Annotated in this window: 16 protein-coding genes; 11 read left to right on the top strand and 5 right to left on the bottom strand. The window is 45.1% G+C overall.

Features of this window, described 5'->3' with window-relative positions:
• Positions 1–39: 39 nt before the first annotated feature.
• Positions 40–546: a glycine cleavage system transcriptional repressor gene (locus ACFI6L_RS15905; RefSeq protein WP_014975755.1), complete on the bottom strand. Its 507-nt coding sequence runs from the start codon at positions 544–546 to the stop codon at positions 40–42.
• 209 nt (positions 547–755) lie between these two features.
• Between ACFI6L_RS15905 and ACFI6L_RS15900 the strand changes: the two genes are divergently transcribed.
• From ACFI6L_RS15900 to ACFI6L_RS15880, 5 genes are all read left to right on the top strand, one after another.
• On the top strand, positions 756–2933 hold the full coding sequence (locus ACFI6L_RS15900) for an ABC transporter permease subunit (RefSeq protein WP_462574403.1): 2178 nt from the start codon (positions 756–758) through the stop codon (positions 2931–2933).
• A complete protein-coding gene (gene pstA / locus ACFI6L_RS15895; protein WP_423083023.1) occupies positions 2926–4485 on the top strand; it encodes a phosphate ABC transporter permease PstA in 1560 nt (519 codons plus the stop codon). Before ACFI6L_RS15900 ends, pstA begins: the two co-directional genes overlap by 8 nt.
• Before the next feature lie 15 nt (positions 4486–4500).
• Entirely contained in the window at positions 4501–5307 is an 807-nt protein-coding gene (gene pstB, locus ACFI6L_RS15890; RefSeq protein ID WP_014948402.1) for a phosphate ABC transporter ATP-binding protein PstB, read from the top strand.
• 150 nt (positions 5308–5457) lie between these two features.
• Positions 5458–6174 (top strand): phosphate signaling complex protein PhoU, encoded by a 717-nt coding sequence (gene phoU, locus ACFI6L_RS15885; RefSeq protein ID WP_462574402.1) that lies wholly within the window; start codon positions 5458–5460, stop codon positions 6172–6174.
• 340 nt (positions 6175–6514) lie between these two features.
• Positions 6515–7786 carry an inorganic phosphate transporter gene (locus tag ACFI6L_RS15880; protein ID WP_039224609.1) on the top strand — a complete coding sequence of 424 codons (1272 nt, stop codon included), beginning with the start codon at positions 6515–6517 and terminating at the stop codon, positions 7784–7786.
• A gap of 96 nt (positions 7787–7882) precedes the next feature.
• Here ACFI6L_RS15880 and ACFI6L_RS15875 read toward each other — a convergent pair whose 3' ends face one another.
• Positions 7883–8860, bottom strand: a complete 978-nt coding sequence (locus tag ACFI6L_RS15875) for a universal stress protein (protein ID WP_462574400.1) — start codon at positions 8858–8860, stop codon at positions 7883–7885.
• Positions 8861–9194: 334 nt separating this feature from the next.
• Here ACFI6L_RS15875 and ACFI6L_RS15870 point away from each other — a divergent pair, with 334 nt between their 5' ends.
• The 4 genes from ACFI6L_RS15870 (at position 9195) to ACFI6L_RS15855 (ending at position 12608) form a co-directional block, all read left to right on the top strand.
• Entirely contained in the window at positions 9195–10103 is a 909-nt protein-coding gene (locus ACFI6L_RS15870) for a hydrogen peroxide-inducible genes activator (RefSeq protein WP_156085981.1), read from the top strand.
• Between the two features lie 257 nt (positions 10104–10360).
• A complete protein-coding gene (locus ACFI6L_RS15865) occupies positions 10361–10891 on the top strand; it encodes an RNA polymerase sigma factor (protein WP_156085982.1) in 531 nt (176 codons plus the stop codon).
• A complete protein-coding gene (locus ACFI6L_RS15860) occupies positions 10891–11649 on the top strand; it encodes an anti-sigma factor (RefSeq protein ID WP_156085983.1) in 759 nt (252 codons plus the stop codon). The genes ACFI6L_RS15865 and ACFI6L_RS15860 overlap by 1 nt, the downstream gene beginning before the upstream one ends.
• 17 nt (positions 11650–11666) lie before the next feature.
• Positions 11667–12608: a hypothetical protein gene (locus ACFI6L_RS15855; RefSeq protein ID WP_014978448.1), complete on the top strand. Its 942-nt coding sequence runs from the start codon at positions 11667–11669 to the stop codon at positions 12606–12608.
• Between the two features lie 100 nt (positions 12609–12708).
• Here the strand turns inward: ACFI6L_RS15855 and ACFI6L_RS15850 are convergent, their stop codons facing one another.
• The 3 genes from ACFI6L_RS15850 to ACFI6L_RS15840 all read right to left on the bottom strand — a co-directional run bounded on the left by ACFI6L_RS15850 (position 12709) and on the right by ACFI6L_RS15840 (position 14748).
• Positions 12709–13236 carry a protein-tyrosine phosphatase family protein gene (locus ACFI6L_RS15850; protein WP_156077947.1) on the bottom strand — a complete coding sequence of 176 codons (528 nt, stop codon included), beginning with the start codon at positions 13234–13236 and terminating at the stop codon, positions 12709–12711.
• Between the two features lie 46 nt (positions 13237–13282).
• Positions 13283–13957 (bottom strand): PAQR family membrane homeostasis protein TrhA, encoded by a 675-nt coding sequence (trhA, locus tag ACFI6L_RS15845; RefSeq protein ID WP_462574398.1) that lies wholly within the window; start codon positions 13955–13957, stop codon positions 13283–13285.
• 338 nt (positions 13958–14295) lie between these two features.
• A complete protein-coding gene (locus tag ACFI6L_RS15840) occupies positions 14296–14748 on the bottom strand; it encodes a MarR family winged helix-turn-helix transcriptional regulator (protein WP_075176036.1) in 453 nt (150 codons plus the stop codon).
• Between the two features lie 139 nt (positions 14749–14887).
• Here ACFI6L_RS15840 and ACFI6L_RS15835 point away from each other — a divergent pair, with 139 nt between their 5' ends.
• A complete protein-coding gene (locus ACFI6L_RS15835) occupies positions 14888–15316 on the top strand; it encodes an organic hydroperoxide resistance protein (protein WP_462574397.1) in 429 nt (142 codons plus the stop codon).
• Between the two features lie 220 nt (positions 15317–15536).
• Positions 15537–17483, top strand: a complete 1947-nt coding sequence (locus ACFI6L_RS15830; protein ID WP_462574396.1) for a M1 family metallopeptidase — start codon at positions 15537–15539, stop codon at positions 17481–17483.
• The last annotated feature ends 129 nt before the right edge of the window (positions 17484–17612 follow it).

The following is a 17612-nucleotide window of genomic DNA, read 5'->3' as shown; positions in this document are numbered from 1 at the left end:
GCGCGGATAGTGTATGGCACCACAAATACGCCCTTGTTTTTATCGCTTCGCGGTAATATCCACCACCAAATCGTTAGCCAACGACTCCAGTGAATCTTGCAGTGCGCCGTCGTCAAAATCTTCTGGCACCGCAATTTCTGCTTTTGCTTTGAAAATCAGGCTGCCCCAGTTAGGCGCGCTTTCACAGTGTGAAGCAAAGGTGAGAATATTCAAATTGAACTGGTTTAAAACAGAGGTAAGCTCTTGGACAATACCGGTTTTGTCATTGCCCATTACATCAACCGTCAATTTGGTGGTGTTGTTATTTTCACTGCTAGCTACCGCTACAGATTGCACCGACAAATCTTTAATGGCGTCTAGCGCATCGATTAAGCCCTGTTTGTTCTCATCGGCAACATGTACTTCTACAAAACCGGTGAACATTCCCGCCATATGCGCAAAGCTCGACCCTTGCCAGTTGCCCTCATGTTTGTATACACATTTAGCCAGTGCGTCTACTAAACCCGGCTTGTCTTTACCCATAATGCTTATAACCAATGATTGCATACGATGCTCCTTATTGGGCGTGTAGAGAAAAACTTTGATCGTCTTCCTGTTGGGTAATACCATAGGCGCAGAGTAGGTTGCGCGAAGGTAATGCTTTAAACTTTCACTTGCTATTAGCATAACAAAACTTACACTGCTCACCAGTGCAATTTAGGGTTATTCTTCTTAAAAATGAAGAATTTCGAAAATAAGAATTACTAAACAGCCGCATGACTTTCGACAGCAACAGCACAAACAAAAAGCGCCAGCGCAGCGACAGGTGGTCACGCTATGTCGTGACGGGCTTTGGCGGCCTTGTTTTGTTGACGTTAGTTATTCTTATCACCCACTTAATAAGCCAAGCTCTGCCTTTGGCATACACCCCTAGCTTACAACACCTTTCAAGCTTTAAAACCCAAGACAACGAAGAAATTATCAGCGCCGGTGACATCATCAATAGCCAGCCGCTGCTGGTTAGAAAGTCTGACTGTAGATTAGGTTTAAAGTTGCTTAAAGGCGATGCTCTGGTAAGTAATCACGATTACATCCGCCCTTGTGAGCATAGACTGTCTTCCCACAGTGTGATGGGAGAGAACTATATCGTAGACGTTTCTCCCAACGCCCAAGTGAGAGTTTTACCGGTTAGATCGTTCAATATGACCGACGGTAGCGCAGAGGATATTGCCACAAGTACGCCGCAAGCGGCGTTGTCGAACAGCATTACGTTCGCGCTTCCCAAAGATGAGTGGGAGAGACGCAGTGACTGGAGCATTGCACTGTCTTCAAAATGGGCAGTGGTTTCTATCGTTCAAGACAATAAAGTGTTTATCCGTTGGGTAAATCGGTTTCGTCCTACACAGGTGGTGGATAAACGGTTTCATAATATAGACAGACTCGTATTGTTACCCGGCAGTCAGAGCGTGTTACTCCAAGTGGATGATGCCCTTTTCCTAAATAGGCTCACGGATGAAGGTGCGTCACTACTGCCAATAGCAGGAAACATCACAGCGTCATTAGATGAGAAGATTGTATTTCCACTTGCTAAAGACCGCACCTTTTTCCTAATGAACAGCAATACACAGGTACTTACTCGCTGGGTGCTGAGCAAAAGCGATAAAGGCCTTACCTTTGAACAAACCTACCAAGTAGCGCTACCAGGAGAGAACGTTAAGGATGTGGCAGAACATGCCAGTATGAACTTGGTGGCTGTGCTGACCGATAAAGCAAGAGTGTTGTTGGTAAACCGTGTATCGGGCGATGTAGTGGCATCACAACAGATAGAGCGTTCTGCTGAGAATATCATTTGGTACGGCAATAAGCTTTATGGCTATTCAGATAGCACCTTATCAGTATGGGAAGGCAGGCACTTAAGCGGCGTTACTACATGGGCCTCTCTGTTTGAACCGCAGCATTACGAAGGGTATGAAACGGAAGAAACCGTATGGCAAACCACCAGTGCCTCTGATTTTCAAGAGGCAAAGTTTAGCTTAACACCGCTATTAATAGGCAGTATTAAAGCCTCTCTTTTAGCGCTGCTTATTGCTATTCCGGTTGCTATCGGTGCCGCAATTTACACCGCGTTTTTTGCTAAAAGCCGCCTTCGCAACGTTATTAAGCCGGCTATCGAATTGCTCGAAGCGATTCCCAGTGTACTTATTGGCTTCATCGCAGCCATTTGGTTATCGCCAAAAGCTGAGCAGTTTTTATTTTCCTTTGCCTTTTTCCTAATCGTTATCCCTTTTGTGCTTATTGTCGTTGCTCTGGTACAGCGCCCTGTTGCGGAATACTTACCAAAGAAGCTAAGACACGGAGCAGAGCTACTATTTGCTATAAGCGGAGTGTTCCTTTTAGGTTTTATTAGCGTGGAGTATGCGCCTTCGCTTATTTTCTCGATAATGGGGGTAGACGGGTTTACAATGCTTGCGGCCGAGTCCGATAGTCCCATCGGGAAAACGACTATAGTGGTAGCGTTAGCGTTAGGTGTGGCCATATCACCTAGTATCTATTCCCTTGCTGAAGATGCCATAAACGGCGTTCCAAATGATTTAAAACACGCCTCTTTTGCTTTAGGCGCCACACGATTACAGACCTTACTTCATGTTGTTCTTCACGTTGCACTACCGGGTATTGTTGCCGCGATTATGCTAGGTTTCGGCCGCGCGTTTGGTGAAACCATGATAGTCCTTATGGTGACGGGGAATACGCCAATCTCCAGCTGGGGCTTGATAGAAGGTTTGCGAGCACTTACTGCTAACTTGGCAATCGAACTTCCAGAAGCAGATGTATCATCGGCGCACTATCAAATTCTATTTTTCACCGCGTGTATTTTGTTTCTGTTTACCTTCTTGGTAAACACCATGGCAGAGCTATTGCGACAGCGTATAAGAAGTAGGGCGTACTATGGTTAATCGAACAACGTTTGGGTTAAGTGCGGTACAGCGTCAATCGTTAGTCATTAGCTTAACGGCTTTTTTCACCAGCCTGCTGCTTATTGCGCTAGTTAGCGTTCTTATACTTATTAGTTTTCGAGGTACGGCATATTTTTGGCCAGAGCCCATCTATACGGTTACCGGTACGCATCAAGACGGCACAAGGTTTTCGGTGCTTGCGAACCTATTTGATGAATCAACAAATGAGGATGTGACACTTAAGTTCTCAGATGCTCAGCATCCTTATGGCTTTCAAATCCAGTTATCTCGAGAGGAAATAGAGACTTCTCTACTTGCAAGCCAAAGCGCAGAAATAAAACTGTTAGACGGCAGGCGTGTGTTGGCAATTCCTGAATACATCGTCGTGCCATCTAAACCGCCTCAACCTCTTGGTAACATTGATATTGTGCTAGAGGAAGTGGCTCAAATAAGCGCGCAAATTGAAGATTTAAATACGCAACACCTTGCACCTATTCACGAAGCGCTATCTCAATTTGATAAACGTAATGTTGTTGCCGACGCGCCAGCAAGAGAGCGTTTAGTGGCATCGTTTAACGAATACCAAAAGCGTGTGGAAGCGTTAGAAGCAACACGAGCCGAGTATACCTTATTGGTAAGTTTTGCTGACGAAACGCCGTTTGTTATTCCCATATCTAGTATTCAAGATGTGGATTTTGTCAGTCGTCTAAGTACATGGGAAAAGTGGCAGGTGGCGTTTTCGGAAATCGGTGTTTTTCTCACCGATTCGCCTAAACAAGCGAATACCTCAGGTGGCGTCTTCCCTGCGTTGTTTGGCACTGTACTCATGGTATTTTTAATGACCATCATCGTAACGCCCTTTGGTGTATTAGCCGCTATTTACTTGAGCGAATATGCACCTAACACGGCGCTTACCACCATTATTCGTGTCAGTGTAAGCAACATGGCAGGTGTACCTTCTATTGTTTACGGCGTATTCGGCCTTGGTTTCTTTGTTTATACCTTGGGCGGCAGTATTGATGAGCTATTGTTTAGTGACACACTGCCAGCACCCACAATGGGAAGCCCTGGCGTTTTCTGGGCTGCCTTAACCATGGCAATTTTGACATTACCTGTGGTGATTGTGGCGACTGAAGAAGGTTTGCGCAGGGTGCCGGAAGGATTGAAAGCGGGCAGTTACGCATTAGGAGCTACCAAAATTGAGACTATAGTGCGTACCGTATTGCCTATTGCGTCTCCGGGTATTATGACTGGCGTAATTTTGGCGATTGCGAGGGCGGCAGGTGAAGTAGCGCCACTTATGTTAGTGGGGGCGGTCAAGTTTGCGCCAACCTTGCCTATAGATGGAGAGTTTCCTTATCTCCATCTTGATAGGCAGTTTATGCATTTGGGCGTGCTTATTTATGACGGAGCGTTTCACAGCCAAACTGATGGAAAGAGCGCAAGCATGATGTTTGCCGCTTGCTTGCTTTTACTCGTGGTGGTGTTTGTATTAAATATTCTGGCAGTTGTACTTAGAGCGCGCCTGCGCAAACGCTATCTCAAAGGATAATACAGGTTTTGTAACATGTTGAAGTTGTTTGAACACAATACGCTGAACGTTAACGACATTGGTGAAGAACAAACTGCGGTAGAGGTTAAAAACCTCAACCTGTGGTTTGGCAACAAGCATGTGTTAAACGACATCAGCATGCGGATCCCAAAAAACAAAATCACAGCGTTAATTGGTCAAAGTGGTTGTGGTAAATCTACACTCATTAGCTGTTTCAATCGCCTTAACGATTTGTATGACGGTTGCAAATACGATGGTGAAATTATTATTGATGGGCAAAACATCAATAGCCGCAAAGTAAATGTGTCACGCCTAAGAACGAACGTGGGCATGGTTTTTCAGCGACCCAACCCCTTTCCTATGAGCATTTATGAGAACGTGTGCTACGGGCTTAAGCTTCAAGGCGTTAAAATTCGTCGACACTTAGACGACGCGGTGGAAAGCGCACTGAAACAGGCGGCGCTGTGGGACGAGGTTAAAGATCGTTTATTTGAATCCGCTCATGTTTTATCTGGCGGTCAGCAGCAGCGTTTGGTGATTGCAAGAGCACTAGCGTTGAAGCCTGACATTCTACTTCTTGATGAACCCACCTCGGCCCTTGACCCTCTAACCACACTTTTTATCGAAGAACTGATGGATGCATTAAAAAAACAATGCACCATTATTATCGTGACGCACAACATGCAGCAAGCGGCTAGGGTAAGCGACTACACCGCCTTTTTCCATCAGGGCAGGCTGATAGAATATGCAGACAGCGATACGCTGTTTACTATGCCAGAGAAGAAGCAAACCGAAGACTACATAACGGGGCGATATGGATAACGTAGCAGTAGGTGTGTGTTCTAACATGGGTTTGCGCCGTAATGCTTCAATTTGGCAAGATGTAGCGGTTTGTCACGATAGTTCTGCCACAGGTAGCGGCACGATTGATTGTCGTTATTCGTTATGCTTACGCCGCGAGGAGAAAACACCATGCGACAGGTAGCCTTAAACACGCATATTTCGGGTACGTTTAATATCGAGTTGGAAAACTTGCGTAACTCGGTATTAACCATGGCGGGCGAAGTTGAACAGCAGCTGGTGGATACGTTAAAAGCGGTAAAGCACAATCATGCCGCTCTGGCTGAAAAAGTGGTGTTGAACGACTTAAAAATTAACTCCATGGAAATTCAAATTGACGAAGAGTGCTTGCGCATTATTGCAAAACGTCATCCTACCGCCAGCGATCTGCGTTTAATTATGACCATTTCCAAAGCCATTACCGATATAGAGCGAATGGGCGATGAAATCGAGCGTATAGCCAAACTAGTAACGCGCAATAAGTTGCCGAGCTCAGATACCATTAAGAGCAGCATGTTACTCATTGGCGAGCGCGTGGCCGCCATGATGCGCGGCACATTCGACGCTTTTGCTCGTCAGGATGAGGCTGCGGCATTAGAGGTGTACGACCAAGACAACCGCATTGATAGTGAATACAAGCGTCTGCTGTCGTATACCACCTCCGAAATGCAGAAAAGCACCGACGACATGCAGGATTGGTTGGATGTTTTGTGGGCAATGCGCTCGTTAGAGCGCATTGGCGATAGATGTAAGAATGTGTGTGAGTATGTGGTTTATCTTACTCGGGGTACCGATGTTAGGCATACACCGTTGGAAAATATGCAACAAAAATTGGAAGATTTGACATAATCCTGTCCAAATGGTCAGTGCGACTTTGCGTATTGATATTCAAATATGGATACATGCGAAATTTATTTGTCATAAAACTGAAATATTTGGTGGATTTATCATCGCATTCAAATAATTCCGCATACTTTTATCGTTTTTCAGTGATTTTCGCTATGGCTTCTAACATGATTACGTTATCATGCGCCGCAGCCAAGAACAGATCGTGCAAAATTTAATCGAACCTTATGATAAAACACAATTTGTCTTTAACTTCATTCTCTAGCCTTTGTGGTGAAGAGATCATGCTACTTACTCAAGTAGCGTCCAGCCTAAATCGCGTTTAGATCGGGAGCGATTATCCGTGGAATTTTTTGAAAGTTATGGCCTAATTCTTATAATCCTTGCCGCCGGCGTTGGTTTCGTCATGGCATGGGGTATTGGAGCGAATGACGTTGCCAACGCAATGGGTACGTCAGTAGGTTCTAAAGCTTTAACCATAAAACAAGCCATTATCATTGCAATGATATTTGAGTTTGCTGGCGCCTACCTAGCAGGTGGCGAAGTAACGTCTACCATTCGAAAAGGGATTATCGACTCAACCTATTTTATAGACATACCTGAATACCTTGTATTAGGCATGATCTCATCACTACTTGCAGCTGGAATCTGGCTTGCGGTAGCGTCATGGTTGGGGTGGCCTGTATCTACCACTCACTCAATTATCGGTGCAATCATCGGTTTTACTGCCACTGGCGTCAGCATGGACGCAGTAGCATGGGACAAAGTGGGTGGTATTGTTGGTAGTTGGGTAGTAACCCCAGCTATTTCAGGCATCATTGCTTATCTTATTTTCATGAGCGCGCACAAGCTCATCTTCCAAACTGCCTCTCCGTTTGCAAATGCTAAGCGTTATGTGCCGTTCTATATGGCATTAGCGGGCTTTGTGATGTCGCTTGTTACTATCAAGAAAGGCCTTAAGCACGTTGGTTTAGAGCTAAGCGCTGTTAACGGATATGTGCTGGCGATTGCTATTGCCGTAGCGTTGGGCTTCTTGGGTAAATGGTTTATCGGCCGTATGAAGTTCAGCGGTTCTGAAGATGCAGACCTACAGGCGGCTAACGTTGAGAAAGTATTCGCACTTCTAATGGTAGTAACAGCCTGTTGTATGGCGTTTGCCCACGGTTCAAATGATGTAGCTAACGCTATTGGACCATTGGCTGCGGTAGTTAGCGTAGTAAGTAGTGGCGGCGAAATTAACTCTAGCACTACGCTTGCACCTTGGATCCTTCCTCTTGGTGGTTTAGGTATTGTTGCGGGTCTTGCGCTATTTGGACATCGCGTTATCAAGACCATTGGTCAAGGTATTACACACTTAACACCAAGCCGCGGTTTTGCAGCAGAACTCGCTGCAGCGTGTACGGTAGTTATCGCATCAGGTACGGGTTTACCTATTTCGACTACCCAAACGCTTGTAGGAGCGGTACTAGGTGTAGGTCTGGCGCGTGGTGTATCAGCGCTTAACCTAGGCATTGTGAGAAATATCGTCGTATCGTGGATTGTTACGTTGCCTGCAGGCGCAATCCTCTCGATTATTTTCTTCTACATTCTTAAAGCGTCGTTTGGCGTAGCGTAAAACACAGCGCTTACAAACGTTCGTATTAAGCGAAAAGAATTAAAAAAGGCCGTGCTTGAAGTGAAGCACGGCCTTTTTGTTTGTTGAGTTAATAACCTAATCAATAGAGATAGGCGTTTCGAAGCCACGGGGTTTAACACCCACAATGGCACACTTAAGCTGATGGATAGTTTCTTCTGCGGTGTCGCCCATGATGTAGCCAGGCACACCTAAACGTGCCACTGTGCCCATAACAATAATGTCGGTATCAAGGGATGTGGTTGTGGCTGCAATTTCTCTTCGAGGGTAACCGTGAACAATGTGCTTCTGAGGTTTCAAATACTCTAATACATTGTCATCCAATTCATTGCCTAGTTCTTCAAGCAATTTGTCTAGTTCCGATTCACGCTCGGCATGGATTTTTGCAAGATCGGTTTCCATTCTGTCGTTATCAACCGATATAAACCCGTCTCTTGCTATGTTTTCAGGAACCGCATCGAAAACGTGGACAATGTGCAGCTGTGCAAATTCTAGCAAGGCTATTTGGCTTGCGTGACGCAAAATGTCGCGATTAAGATCGCGCCTAATAGACACTTCATGCTGAGGATAGTGATAGTTCAAATCCAGTGCTGCAACTACGTTTTTGTACTGACTGCGAGGCTTGTGGTTAATGATCCAAACCGGGCAAGGGCATTTGCGGAATAAACGCATATCTAAGCTTCCGAATAACTTATCTAGAAAGCTCTCTTCTGCCCGTTTAATTACTAGATCGATATTGTTCTTTTTTACATAACGCACAACGTCAATAAGCGGCTGACCTACCGTTACCGCGGTAGACACAGGATAGTGTTTTCCCCAGCTTTCCGCTTGTTCTTTTAACCAATGCTGGGCTTGGGTTTCCATGGTTTGCTGAGAATCAACATAAGAGAAAGACTCCATGACCATACTGGCGTTGGGCGGCAAAGATTCTAGCGAAAGCATAATGGTAAGCGAGGCTTGGTGCGCTTTGGCGATATGGAGTGCTTGGGCTACCGTATCATCTTGACGATGAGAGTCGCTTAATACACATAAAATGTTCTTATAATGTCCTTTCATACTGCCCTCAATAGTTAATCGCTCTATTGACTGAATGATACAAGAGCGGGTCTTACTTCGCTGTAAAAATATGTTGCGTATAACGCTTTAATTTAATCCTAACGCTACTTATTGGGGCTTTCCAGCGGGAAATGTCAAATTCTCAAAAGCTTCTTATAGATTGCACAATAAACAGAATTATCTACCTCTTTTTTAGGATGTTGTATATGTACAGCTGTGAATAATAGAAGATCGCTCTCGTTAACCATGGGTATCAACCCTAGGCGCTATTTAATCTTTATGTTAGATTAATCCAATATTTTTTAATCCCTTTTTAAATAATTGTGAGATGCCCATGAAATGGCCTAATCTTAAGCACCTGCACTATTTGGTGACGCTACATCAAGAGCAACATTTTCACCGTGCTGCACAGCGCTGTAACGTAAGTCAGTCAACATTGAGTACGGCCATTCAGAACCTTGAAGAGCACTTCGGAAGCCAGCTTCTTGAGCGTGAACATAAAACCTTTGTGTTTACATCGTTGGGACTAGATATCGTTGAACGCAGTAAAGTGCTACTTCAGGAAGCGGGAGAGCTGGTTGAGTATGCGCAAAACGCAGGCAATTGGCAGCGAGGCACCTTAAAATTAGGTGTTATTCCAACCATTGCGCCGTTTCTTTTTGAAGGAATGATGGGAGCGTTTTCTGCATTTTTACCCGAGATCAACTTGGAAATGCAGGAAGACACGACGGAGAAGTTGCTACAGCAATTGACCGACGGCAGATTAGACTTACTTATTCTAGCGTTGCCAATGGAAACACCAGGGTGTAAACAGATGGTCTTAGGGCATGACCCGTTCCATCTTATTGCGCACAAAGATATTGCTGAGCAACTACCTAATCCTGTCGACATTTCAACCTTGCCGAAAAAGAGTATTTTCTTACTACAGCAAGAGCACTGTATGACCGGGCATGCGGTAAGTGCGTGCAATCTTCAGCACAGCGACCAAATTAGCAGCGTAGCGGCTAGCAGCTTGTATACCTTGGTGCAATTAGCGAATAGCAAAATGGGCTACACCTTTTTACCTGAACTTGCGATAAACCAGTCTATTCTTGAGCACACAGGTCTTAAGAGCTTCCCCGCTGAAGAGCAGGGATTTCGTGAGATTGGCTTAGTATGGCGTTCAGGCACGACGCGTATGCAGCTGTTTCGTCGTATTGGTGAAATTATCTCGCCACTGCTGCCTATTCCCACGTTAAAATAAGCTTGGCGCTGAGCGCGCTACCTTTCATATTTAGCTAAAGCGGTTGAGCCTGTAGGTTCAGCCGCTTTTTTATTGCTGACATCAATTATTGTCTTGTGCACCAACCCCAAAGAAGTTCTTCATCTATCGCTTAAAGCACAGTTTCATTGGCGTTATTCCCTAAATGACAATTTATTTATCAATTAAACAAACTTTTTTGCAAAGCCTATCGACTTAATGGTTAAGTAAAAAAACAGAGCGTAAAAACGGGGAACGGCGTGTTTAATAAACGAGATGAAAAACTCGTGGAACAGGCATTAAAGGGTAATAAAAAAGCGTGGTTTACGCTTATATCTCGCTACGAAACCGCTATGTATCAATACGGTATTCGAATGACAGGGAATAGCCATGATGCAGCAGATTTAATGCAGGAGATTTTTATCTCTGTGTTTCGCAGTCTTGCCTGTTTTAAAGGTGAGGGCAGTTTTAAAAGTTGGCTCTATCGCATTGCCCACTGCCGCTGTGTTGAGCTGTATCGCAAGCGAAAGCCGCATTCAGACATTGACGACATACAGGCGCCGCCTTGCGGTGCACCATGCCCAGAAATGCAGCTTTATAGCGACCGAGAGAGTAGAGCGTTAACGCAGGCTATGCAGACTTTACCTTTAGGCCAAAAAGCTGTGGTGGAATTGAAATTCTTCGGCCACTTCACGTTCGAAGAAATTGCACAGCAAATGGATATCTCAGTAAATACCGCTAAGTCGCGACTTTACGCTGCCTTAGCAAAATTGAAGTTGGAGTTGGAATAATGACCTTATATGACAAAGAAGCCTTATTCTCAGCTTATCTGGACAACTCGCTTGATAGCGAGCAAGAAAAGCAGTTTAACGCGTTGTGCGAAGCAGATGCTGAATTTGCGCAGGCGGTAGAAAATAGCGCCCGTTTGAACAGCGCAAGAGCAAGCTTCGTTGCTCCGGCACTTCCCCAGTGGGACAAAGAACAGACCTTTTTTAAGAAAGATGAACCACGTTCGCTGTCGTCTTGGTTTAGCTTGCCAGCGTGTGCCATGGCCATGTCGGCCTGTGCGCTGTTAGCCGTACTCACAGGCGCAAAGCTGTCGTATAGCGATAACGGTATAGCGCTTACGTTTTCAAACAAAAGCGCCAACACAGTGGATGAAATGGTTGAGCAGCGCGTTACGCAGGAAGTTGCTAAAGCTTTAGGTGAGCAACGTGATTTCTATCAACAAGCAAACCAAACACTATTCAAAGAATACGCTCAGGCGCTATCTACACAGCAGCAACAAAGCAGTGCAGAGCTTACTAAGTACTTATTAGCGTCGAGTAGAGAAGAGCGCAAACACGACTTTGCCGAGCTTATTAAATTTATCAACGAGCAGCGTATTGACGATCAAAGATTCTATGCACGCCAATTTACGCGTCTACAGGATGAAATTGATGACATTGAAATAGGGTACAGCGCGGTAAGTTTACCTAACAGGCGTTCTGAAGTGCCATTAACCATGCCGTATGAAACAAACAATCCACAGTCGTCGCTAGATGATTAATGTAATTAGGTGAAATTATGAAACGTTTATTAACTGCTTTACTACTTTGCTCTGCTGCTGGTGGTCTTGCGAACGCACAAAGTGCGCAAAAATATGACACGCTATCGAATGAATTAGAAATAATGTCTGGGGTACTCAAAACGTCCTTACGACAAAATGCCGCAACTGATTCTTGGAGAGTGAGTCAAATTGAAACCAGCTATCTTGCTGGGCAGGGGGCGGTATTTACTTTTTCAGTAAGAGGCCAAAGCGGAAACTGGGTACGAGAGATAGAAACGCTGGTAGAAGGATTAGTTGCCACCGTACCACCTGCACCGCCTGCACCACCAGTTCCGTCTGCAAATTCGTTTAGTGATGTAGATGACATTGTGTTTGAAGCAGCCAGAGAGTGGGAAGCTTACGCAGAAGAAACCAGCCATCGTTTTTCTCAGGCGTTTGCTGACAACAATAGTCGCTTACGCGACTTGCGCAACATGCAGCGTGAACTTGCCTGGGAAGCAAGAGAAGTAGAGCGTGAACTGCGAGATATTACCTTTGAATTGCGTCACGCTGACGAGGCGCGAAAAAAAGAATTACTCGCGCAAAAAGAGCAGTCTGGAGAGCAGCTTAAGCAATTAGAAGCGAAAGAAAAAAGCATGAAGGATGAACTTAAAGCAATTGAAAAAGAGCAGACTAAACAAATGGAGGCGCGTAAAGCGCAGCAGCAGCAAGCTTACAAAACGTTTCTGGCCGGTTTTGAGTCAGGCATGAGCGAGACCTTATGCAGATTTGGGTCAGGCTTACGCGGTCTTCCGGAAAATGAACATATCAGCATGGTGCTGAAAGATTTTGAGATGGACGAGAGTCGCGAGCGCAAAGACCGAATTTATGTATTTACTCGTGCTGATATAGTGCGCTGTGTTCAAGAAAAAATAGACGCGAATAAACTTCTCACCAACGCTAATATTTATCAGTTTTAAATAAATAAGCTCGGCGCACTTATGAGCGCTTTGCTTTGTCAAAACAGCACGCGCGCCTTCGTTAATGAACGTTGATAACGAAGGCGCGCTTTTTATTGGCCTACATTTTAGGTGCAATATGCCCTAATTCTGCTGCCCATGTGAGTTCGGATCTCTTAAGGTTATTTGCCGCACTAGCGCCAAAGCTGTGCAGCGCATTGTAAGCGCTATTAGATGGAACACGGCAATAGTGGCAAAGTGCATAGAACAAAAGGCTACAGCGGTGCTGTGAGCCATCGCAATGTAAGTATATCTTCGCTCCTTCGGTCAACATTTGAGATAGTTCATGAAGGTATTGGTGAAGGTGTACGTCTTCGGTGGGGGACTCTGACGACGGGTGTAAAAAAGGAACCCAAAGCCACTCTAGCCCAGCTGCGACAGAATTGTCGCGTATAACTGGTGCATGTTCTTCACTGGTCTGAACCGTTGCAATATGGGTAACACCCAGTGACTTAAGGCGTTCAAAATCACTTTCAACAGGTTTTTTACCCAGGCATATATGCCCTGCGCGTAGAGAAAACCACGCGATATTCGGCTCTACTGTTGGGCTGTCTTCCTTTTTCTCAGCGTCTTGCTTGTTTGTTAGCATAAGTTTTTACATGGTTTTGGCATAGCAGCTTAATTTGGGCCTTTTGTTAAACGACAAAATAATAAATTGAAAAATAGTGGCAGCTACATCCGCCAATCACGAACATGTGCCAAATTGCATGAGTGTACTTTACCTTTTTTGCCACGTAAAAGCACACGCCTACACTGAAACACAGCCCGCCTGCTACCAATAACCATAGGCCAGCACCGGGAAGGGCGACATAAAGAGGGTAGATAAGACCCAGTGCAATCCATCCCATCAGCAAATAAGTCATCACGGATACCTTTGGGAAACGGTGCTGCGCGACGAGCTTAAACGCCACGCCGCCAATTGCCAAGCTCCAGATAATCGCGGTCATAGTAATACCCAACACGCCACCAATCGAAACCAGTAACAATGGTGTGTAAGTACCTGCTATCAATAAGTATATCGCGCTGTGGTCAAATAGCTTAAGCCATCCCTTTGCCTTTTGATGGTAAATGGCGTGATAAAGGGTTGAGCTTAAAAACACCAGAATGAGTGTAGAGCCATAAATAGCTGCAGTAGTTAACGCGAGCGTATCTTCCGCTCGATACAACATAAATACTAAACCCACGATAGCAGCAATAAAGCCAACCCCATGACTAATACTGTTCAGCCACTCTTCCAGTACAGAGTAGGCTTTTGCAGGAATGCTTTTTGATTGCGGCACAGCCTGTGTCTGAATCTGTTCTTGGATCATCACAGCTCCTGTTTTTTTTATTTCTAAGAATAATGGGTAGTAAATGCCCTTAAAGCCTCTTGTCGCACTTTCTCGATAAGAAATGCGAGCATTTCAGCGACTAGCGCTTTCAATTGAAGCGCGCAGTTCAGCATTTTCCCTACTACGTCCATTAGGACAATTATAGCGCACACTTGTTCGCTCAATGCGAAAATAATAACAGAAAACGTCAAAAATCTGATGACAATCAGATTACAAAAAGAGGTTAAAATACCAATACGCATAGATAATTGCCCACTCACAAGGCGCTGGCAAGTTTCCTAGCAAAGCGTGGGAATGTAGGGCTGAGTGGTGATTATCTATCCGGACTGGTTTAAATCTGCATTCTCGAAACAGCCGCCTAATTTGTCCAGTAGGACTTTTAACGTACGGCTTTCATCTGCAGTCATGCCATTAAGCTTACAGAGCATTTGCGCAGGCACGTCTTCTGCTATGGCTTTCTTCTTCTTGCCCGTTTCAGTGAGTTGAACGCGCTTAACGCGTTTGTCGGCTTTATCTTTAGTGACAACTAAAAAGCCTTTGTCTTGTAGCTTTTTGAGAATCAGCGACATAGCACCACCGTCTATGGCCGTTCTGTCTAAAAGCTCGGCAATAGTAATGTCGTCATCTTCCCAAAGCGCCATTAAAGTCACATATTGAGGATAGGTGATATCCAGCGCTTTAAGAAGGGGGCGGTAAGCACGAGTGAATGCATTCGACAGCGTATAAAAACGGTGGCAAAGCTGATTTTCCAACTTCAATAATTCTGACATGACGCTTAACCCTTATCGATACGGCTTTTTCTTAATAATAATATTTTGCATACAAATCACTTGATCTACAAGTTGGTTTGGTGATAATTTATTTTGCATGCAAAGTAGTTGTTTAAATAAACCTATGAGGAGAGTAACTATGCATAAACTTCAACAAGTCGTTTATACCGGAAGTGCAACAGCAACGGGTGGTCGTGAAGGAACAGCGAAATCAAGTGATGGTAAGCTAGACCTTAAACTCTCTACACCTAGAGAGTTGGGCGGTGCAGGTGGAGAAGGGACGAACCCTGAACAAATGTTCGCAGCGGGATATTCGGCGTGCTTTATCGGTGCACTTAAGCATGTGGCTGCATCGCAAAAAATTAAGCTGGCCGATGACATTAGTGTAACTGGCAACGTTGCAATTGGAACTATTGAACAAGGCTTTGCTATTGCAGTAAAACTGACGGTAGATTTGGGCGATATGGACAAAGCACAAGCGCAAGGCTTGGTGGAAACTGCACATCAAGTATGCCCATACTCAAATGCGACCCGCGGTAACATTGAAGTAGATATTAGCCTTGCTTAATTAAACGGCAAACGAGTCAGCGGTTAACGCAGATAGTTAATGCCCTCGTCGGATAGCTACGCCTTCGTCAGATGGCGTAGCTGTCCTGCACTTATTCACGTTAACCCTTACTGCTTTTCGAAATATAGCGCAGTTACAACACAGCTCTTCGAATTAGAGTCGCCAGTCATATAACAGATTGATACACTGAGGTCGTATCAATCATCCTTTAGGAAGTTATATGAAAAAATACGGATTACTGGCTACATTCGTATGCGCGCCTGTTTTGTTCGCATGCAGCGACAACAGCAATGTAGACGCAGCCAAGACAGACAAAGATCAAGCCGTCAGCGTAGGCTCGACTTCAGACACTGAAGCACAAAATGTTGCAGTAGCAAGCCAAGCTGACGCGGCTATTGCCTCTGGGGTAGATTATCACTCCTTCGCGAACCCTAATGAGATTCGGGTTACCCATCTCAGCCTAAACCTAACTGCAAACTTTGAGACCAAGCAGCTTGTTGGCGACGTAACGCTTGATGTAAAGCGTGAAAAGCCCGACAACAACACATTGGTGTTAGATACGCGAGCATTGGACATTCAAAGTGTTACCGTAGACGGTGAAAGTGTTCCTTTTGAAATGGGAGAGGTTGACCCTGATTTAGGTACACCTCTTACGATTACGTTACCTAGTTCCGCAAACGCAGTAACGGTTGCGTATTCAACCTCACCTGAAGCGTCTGGCGTACAATGGTTAACGCCAGCGCAAACTGCAGGTAAAAAGCACCCGTTCCTGTTTACCCAAGCGCAAGCGGTTCACGCGCGAAGCTTCATTCCGCTTCAAGACTCACCGCAAGTACGCGTAACCTATGACGCGACCATTAAGACACCAGAAGCGCTGTTGGCGGTAATGAGTGCGTCAAACGATCCTACCACCGAGCGCGATGGTGAATATGAGTTCACCATGCCACAGCCTATCCCTTCGTATCTTATTGCGCTGGCTATAGGTGATTTAGAATTTAAAGCCATGGGTGAGCGTACCGGTGTGTATGCTGAGCCTGCGCTACTTGAAAGTGCAGCAAAAGAATTTGAAGACACTGAGGCGATGTTAGAAGTAACAGAAGAGACCTATGGACCTTACCAGTGGGACCGTTACGATCTATTAATTCTACCGCCGTCATTCCCGTTTGGCGGTATGGAAAACCCTCGTTTGTCGTTTATCACCCCAACGGTCATTGCTGGTGATAAAAGCTTGGTTTCATTGATTGCTCATGAACTGGCGCACAGCTGGTCTGGTAACACGGTAACAAACGCTACATGGCGTGATCTGTGGCTAAACGAGGGCTTCACAACCTACTTAACTTACCGAATTATGGAAATGATCTACGGTCACGATCGTTTTAAAAAAGAAGCGGTGCTCGGTTATCAAGACCTGGAGAATGATGTTGCTGCATTAGAGGAAAATGATGAGATCCTGGCTATCGACCTTCGTGGTCGCAATCCGGACGATGTTTTCTCAAATATTCCTTATGAAAAAGGCGCACTGTTCTTACGTGAAATTGAACAAAAGATTGGCCGAGAAAACTTTGATGCTTTCTTAATGCAGTACTTTAAAGACTTTGCTTTTAAGAGCATTACTACCGACACGTTTATTGCTTATTTAGATGATACCTTGTTAAAGCAGTATCCAGATAAGCTAGACGCGGAGCGCATCCAAACGTGGATTTTTGAACCAGGCATTCCCGAGGGAGCGCCACAGCCAGAATCTGATGCGTTCACTAAAATCGATGACACACGAAGCGCTTGGCTTTCTGGCGACGTGAAAGCGGCGGATATTGAAACCGCGCAGTGGACTGTACACGAGTGGCTATATTTTCTAAACAACATGCCCGAATCGCTAAGCAGCGCACAGCTGGCTGAGCTAGATTCAGCGTTTTCACTCACCTCGACTAAAAACAACGAAATTGCTCATAGCTGGTTGATGATCGCAGTAGAGAATAACTATCAGCCTGCCTATGATCGTTTGTATAGCTACTTGGTGTCGATAGGGCGCAATAAGCTTGTTAAGCCCCTTTATCGTGAGCTATCAAAAACACCTGAAGGCAAGGCGTTTGGTAAACGCGCATTTGAAGAAGCGAAACCGGGCTATCACCCACTTACAGTGAAAGCTAATGAAGGCTATGTGAACTAAGCCTTTATTAGACTCATGCGAACCGGTCTCGATAAGAAGACCTTCGTTTTTATGATAACGACAGTAAAGGTCTACGTTTGTAGGTTTCCGTTACTTGGCTAAAAAATAAAAGCAGCTCAATTGAGCTGC

This window comes from Alteromonas sp. G4i35, from assembly GCF_054960375.1.
This window is presented reverse-complemented; position numbering and strand designations above follow the sequence as displayed.

Coding starts and splice junctions, on each gene's coding strand:
- ACFI6L_RS15905 (WP_014975755.1), bottom strand. CDS start 546: ATGCAATCATTGGTTATAAGCATTATGGGTAAAGACAAGCCGGGTTTA.
- ACFI6L_RS15900 (WP_462574403.1), top strand. CDS start 756: ATGACTTTCGACAGCAACAGCACAAACAAAAAGCGCCAGCGCAGCGAC.
- pstA (WP_423083023.1), top strand. CDS start 2,926: ATGGTTAATCGAACAACGTTTGGGTTAAGTGCGGTACAGCGTCAATCG.
- pstB (WP_014948402.1), top strand. CDS start 4,501: ATGTTGAAGTTGTTTGAACACAATACGCTGAACGTTAACGACATTGGT.
- phoU (WP_462574402.1), top strand. CDS start 5,458: ATGCGACAGGTAGCCTTAAACACGCATATTTCGGGTACGTTTAATATC.
- ACFI6L_RS15875 (WP_462574400.1), bottom strand. CDS start 8,860: ATGAAAGGACATTATAAGAACATTTTATGTGTATTAAGCGACTCTCAT.
- ACFI6L_RS15870 (WP_156085981.1), top strand. CDS start 9,195: ATGAAATGGCCTAATCTTAAGCACCTGCACTATTTGGTGACGCTACAT.
- ACFI6L_RS15860 (WP_156085983.1), top strand. CDS start 10,891: ATGACCTTATATGACAAAGAAGCCTTATTCTCAGCTTATCTGGACAAC.
- ACFI6L_RS15855 (WP_014978448.1), top strand. CDS start 11,667: ATGAAACGTTTATTAACTGCTTTACTACTTTGCTCTGCTGCTGGTGGT.
- ACFI6L_RS15850 (WP_156077947.1), bottom strand. CDS start 13,236: ATGCTAACAAACAAGCAAGACGCTGAGAAAAAGGAAGACAGCCCAACA.
- trhA (WP_462574398.1), bottom strand. CDS start 13,957: ATGATCCAAGAACAGATTCAGACACAGGCTGTGCCGCAATCAAAAAGC.
- ACFI6L_RS15840 (WP_075176036.1), bottom strand. CDS start 14,748: ATGTCAGAATTATTGAAGTTGGAAAATCAGCTTTGCCACCGTTTTTAT.
- ACFI6L_RS15835 (WP_462574397.1), top strand. CDS start 14,888: ATGCATAAACTTCAACAAGTCGTTTATACCGGAAGTGCAACAGCAACG.
- ACFI6L_RS15830 (WP_462574396.1), top strand. CDS start 15,537: ATGAAAAAATACGGATTACTGGCTACATTCGTATGCGCGCCTGTTTTG.